The following is a 2,686-nucleotide window of genomic DNA, read 5'->3' on the forward strand; positions in this document are numbered from 1 at the left end:
CCGATGTGATCGGCATGTCGGGTCTTCTGGTGAAGTCCACGGTGATCATGAAGGAGAACCTGGAGGAGCTCAACCAGCGCAAGATGGCCGCCGACTTCCCGGTCATCCTGGGCGGCGCCGCCCTCACTCGCGCCTATGTCGAGCAGGATCTGCACGAGATCTACGAGGGTGAAGTCCGCTACGCCCGGGACGCGTTCGAGGGCCTGCGCCTGATGGACGCCCTGATCGCGGTCAAGCGCGGCGTGCCGGGGGCCACCCTGCCCGAGCTGAAGAGGCGCCGGGTGCCCAAGCGTGAGCCGGTGGTGCTCGACGAGCAGCTCGGCGGCGGCCGTTCCGATGTAGCCCTCGACAATCGGGTGCCGAAGCCGCCGTTCTTCGGCACCCGGGTCATCAAGGGGATCCAGCTCAAGGAGTACGCCTCCTGGCTGGACGAAGGCGCCCTGTTCAAAGGGCAGTGGGGACTCAAGGGCGACACCATCGAGAAGGAGGGCCGGCCGCGGCTGCGGATGTGGCTCGACCGGCTTCGCACCGACAATCTCCTCGAAGCCGCCGTCGTCCACGGCTACTTCCCCTGTGTCTCCAAGGGCGACGACCTGATCGTCCTCGACGAGGACCGCTCGGAACTGACCCGCTTCTCGTTCCCGCGCCAGCGCCGCGGCCGGCGCCTGTGCCTGGCGGACTACTTCCGGTCCGAGGAATCGGGCGAGACGGATGTCGTGGGGCTTCAGGTGGTCACCGTCGGCTCCCGGATCGGCGCGGCCACGGCGGAACTCTTCGAGTCCGACTCCTACCGTGACTACCTCGAACTGCACGGCCTGTCCGTGCAGTTGGCCGAGGCGCTCGCCGAGTACTGGCACGCACGCGTACGCGACCAGCTGGGTATCGCGGGCAGCGACCCGCAGTCCATGGACGGCATGTTCCGTACCGAATACCAGGGCTGCCGCTACTCGCTCGGCTACCCGGCCTGCCCCGACCTGGAGGACCGCGCGAAGATCGCCGCACTCCTGCAGCCGGAGCGGATCGGCGTCGAGCTCTCCGAGGAGTTCCAGCTGCACCCGGAACAGTCCACCGACGCCATCGTCATCCACCACCCGGAAGCCACGTACTTCAACGCCGGAGGCCGCACATGAGCACCCTGCGGGAGGTGCTCGCGGCCGGTACCCCGTCCTTCTCCTTCGAGTTCTTCCCGCCGAAGACCGACAAGGGGACACATGCCCTGTGGGACGCGATCCGCCGTATCGAGGCCCTGTCGCCGACCTTCGTGTCCGTCACCTACGGCGCCGGCGGCTCATCGCGTGACCGTACCGTCGAGGTGACCCGGCGTATCGCCACGCAGACGACCCTGCGGCCGGTGGCGCATCTGACCGCCGTCGGCCACTCGGTCGCCGAACTGCGCCGCATCATCGGCCAGTACGCCGACGCGGGCGTACGCGATGTCCTCGTGCTTCGCGGCGATCCGCCGGGCGACCCGAACGCGCCCTGGGTCGCCCACCCGCAGGGGTTCGAGTACGCCCATGAACTGGTGTCGCTGGTAAGGGAGTCGGGCGATTTCAGTGTGGGCGTCGCCGCCTTTCCCGAGCGGCATCCGCGCTCACCGGACTGGGACAGCGACATCCGGCACTTCGTCGCCAAGTGCCGGGCGGGCGCCGACTACGCCATCACCCAGATGTTCTTCCACGTGGAGGACTATCTGCGGCTTCGCGACCGCCTCGCCGCGGCCGGCTGCGACACCCCCGTCATCCCGGAGATCATGCCTCCGACGCATGTACGCCAGATCAGCCGCTTCGCCGAACTCAGCGGCGCCACGTTCCCCGAAGACCTGGCCCACCGCCTCGACGCCGTCCGGGAAAGCCCCGCCGACGGCCACCGCATCGGAGTCGAGTACGCCAGCGCCATGGCCGAGCGGCTGCTCGCCGAGGGCGCGCCTGGACTGCACTACATCACGCTCAACAAGTCCACCGCGACGCTCGAGATCCATCAGAACGTACTGAACTCAAGGAGCGCCCATGCCCGTTCAGCCGCCCGCTGACTTCCATGACTTCAAGGTCGCCGATCTCTCCCTCGCGGAGTTCGGCCGCAAGGAGATCACCCTCGCCGAGCACGAGATGCCAGGCCTGATGGCCATCCGCGAGGAGTACGCCGCCGCGCAGCCGCTCGCAGGTGCGCGGATCACCGGCTCGCTGCACATGACCGTGCAGACCGCGGTGCTGATCGAGACGCTGGTGGCGCTCGGCGCCGAGGTCCGCTGGGTGTCCTGCAACATCTTCTCCACCCAGGACCACGCCGCGGCCGCGATCGCCGCGGCCGGTATCCCGGTGTTCGCCTGGAAGGGCGAGACCCTGGAGGAGTACTGGTGGTGCACGGAGCAGGCGCTGACCTGGCCGGGACACCCCGGACCGAACATGATCCTGGACGACGGCGGTGACGCAACGCTCCTGGTCCACAAGGGACTTGAGTACGAGAAGGCGGGCCGCGTCCCTGACCCGGCCACCGCCGAGAACGACGAGCACCGTGTCGTCCTGGAGCTTCTCCACCGGACCTCCCTCGACTGGGCCGAGGTCGCTTCGGAGATCCGTGGTGTGACGGAGGAGACCACGACGGGTGTGCACCGGTTGTACGAGATGCACCGGGACGGGACGTTGTTGTTCCCGGCGATCAATGTCAATGACGCGGTGACGAAGTCGAA

Annotated in this window: 3 protein-coding genes; all 3 read left to right on the plus strand. The window is 68.0% G+C overall.

Annotation, left to right across the window (positions count from 1 at the left end; genetic code table 11):
- Window positions 1-1,130: vitamin B12 dependent-methionine synthase activation domain-containing protein (locus ACFQVC_RS42380; protein WP_381842116.1), on the plus strand; the 1,130-nt coding region annotated here is incomplete at its 5' end.
- A complete protein-coding gene (gene metF / locus ACFQVC_RS42385; RefSeq protein WP_381842119.1) occupies window positions 1,127-2,029 on the plus strand; it encodes a methylenetetrahydrofolate reductase [NAD(P)H] in 903 nt (300 codons plus the stop codon). The genes ACFQVC_RS42380 and metF, both read left to right, overlap by 4 nt.
- The coding region (locus ACFQVC_RS42390; RefSeq protein WP_381842122.1) for an adenosylhomocysteinase at window positions 2,007-2,686 on the plus strand (680 nt) is incomplete at its 3' end. The genes metF and ACFQVC_RS42390, both read left to right, overlap by 23 nt.

Source organism: Streptomyces monticola (genome assembly GCF_042665355.1).
Taxonomy (GTDB): domain Bacteria; phylum Actinomycetota; class Actinomycetes; order Streptomycetales; family Streptomycetaceae; genus Streptomyces; species Streptomyces monticola.

Bases quoted from the DNA above. Each gene is read 5' to 3' on its own strand.
- metF (WP_381842119.1), top strand. From the start codon at position 1,127: ATGAGCACCCTGCGGGAGGTGCTCGCGGCCGGTACCCCGTCCTTCTCC.